The sequence below is a fragment of the Nocardia sp. NPDC049220 genome (assembly GCF_040647855.1).
In the GTDB taxonomy this organism is placed as follows: Bacteria; Actinomycetota; Actinomycetes; order Mycobacteriales; family Mycobacteriaceae; genus Nocardia.
Map to the genome: position 1 here is coordinate 1 of NZ_JBEZDA010000058.1, position 1,547 is coordinate 1,547.

Sequence of the window (1,547 nt, forward strand, 5' to 3'; positions counted from 1 at the left end):
GCGGGCGCATGCGCGATCGCACGCCACACAAACAGTGTGCCGTCACGCCGTGGACATCCGCGATGCGTGCTCGCTGGCGCCCGCCTGCCAAGGTGCGGCCAGTCCGGTCGAGGCGGCCGGGGCGCCGCCGTCGACGCCCATGCCGCAGGTGGCGGAGTGCTCCTCGGCAGGTGCGGCGGCGGAGCTTGTGGTGACGACGACCGCCCGTCGGCCTCGTGGACGGCGAAGGCAGGTGCCGCCGAAGCGCCGCAGGTCCTGGGAGCCCACCCGGTTGCCTTCGGCGCAGTGCTAGCCCGGGATGACGACGAGGAACCCGTTCGCGTTCGTCGCGACCGCATCGGCGCCCAAGTTGCCTGCACCGCCGAACGGCTTCCACCGGGGTGCAGCCGCCCCGCGCGCACGGCGCGGCGACGTGTGCTCGAAGGCGTCGGCCGCGGGTCTGCGGACGCCAGGTCAGCCAGACCACGGGCGCCGGCATCCAATCGCAGCGGAACATGCACGGCAGCCCCAAATGTCTCCCCCCGGCGGGCGGACTTCCGTCTCCTCCCTGGCCGGGCAGCGGGCAGTATCCGCCCGCGCGCGTATGGCTCCGGCCGGTCCTACACTGATTTCTGGAGGACTCGGGGCAGTCGACGGCCGACCCTTGGGCCGGCGGGAAGCGGGCACCCATGGCTGAGCGACTCAAGAGATCAGGACTGGTCGGCGAGCTTTCAGCGGAATTCGCCGGCACGATGATCCTCATCCTCTTCGGTTGTGGCGTGGTGGCTCAGGTAGTCGCCGGCGGAGCCCTCACGACTCCGCCGGGTGGCCTGGGAAACCACGACAGCATCGCCTGGGCCTGGGGCCTCGGCGTCACCCTCGGTGTGTACGTCGCGGCGAGGCTGAGCGGTGCGCACCTCAATCCCGCGGTGACCCTCGCACTGGCGGCGTTCAAGGGTTTCCCGTGGAGCAAAGTGGCTCCCTACGCGCTGGCCCAGACGGCCGGCGCCTTCGTGGCAGCCCTGCTCGTCCGGTGGAACTACACCGAGGCGCTGGCGAAGGCGGATCCCACCCACACGATCAAGACGCAGGGCGTGTTCTCCACGCTGCCGGCCAACGGCAACCCGAACCTGCCGGTCAGCGACTGGGGCGCATTCCGCGACCAGATCATCGGCACCGCGATCCTGCTACTGCTGATCCTGGCGGTCACGGACGTGCTCAACACGCCCCCCGGCGCCAACCTGGCGCCGTTCATCGTCGGTCTGATCGTCGTGGCCATCGGTATGGCCTGGGGCACCAACGCGGGTTACGCGATCAACCCGGCACGCGACTTCGGTCCCCGGCTGGCCAGCTTCTTCACCGGGTACGGCGGAGCGTGGCGAGATCAGTACGGGCACCTCTACTTCTGGGTGCCGATCGTCGGTCCGGTGATCGGAGGTCTGCTGGGAGCGGGCCTGTACAAGTTCTTCATCGGCCGGTTCCTGCCGACCGCTGAGCCGGAGCCCCCCGGACGGGTCCCGGCCCCGGACGAGAGCTGACTCGAGAGCTGACCGTCTCCCGGGGTCGCC

General features: G+C 70.4%; 2 protein-coding genes. One reads left to right on the forward strand and one right to left on the reverse strand.

The features are described 5' to 3' along the window. Positions 1-42 precede the first annotated feature (42 nt). The gene (locus tag AB0C34_RS31515; RefSeq protein ID WP_356114106.1) at positions 43-267 is read right to left on the reverse strand and encodes a hypothetical protein; all 225 of its coding nucleotides are present in this window, start codon (positions 265-267) and stop codon (positions 43-45) included. Between the two features lie 401 nt (positions 268-668). Here AB0C34_RS31515 and AB0C34_RS31520 point away from each other — a divergent pair, with 401 nt between their 5' ends. Continuing rightward, positions 669-1,517, forward strand: a complete 849-nt coding sequence (locus AB0C34_RS31520; protein ID WP_356114114.1) for an MIP/aquaporin family protein — start codon at positions 669-671, stop codon at positions 1,515-1,517. The last annotated feature ends 30 nt before the right edge of the window (positions 1,518-1,547 follow it).

Coding starts and splice junctions, on each gene's coding strand:
- AB0C34_RS31520 (WP_356114114.1), top strand. CDS start 669: ATGGCTGAGCGACTCAAGAGATCAGGACTGGTCGGCGAGCTTTCAGCG.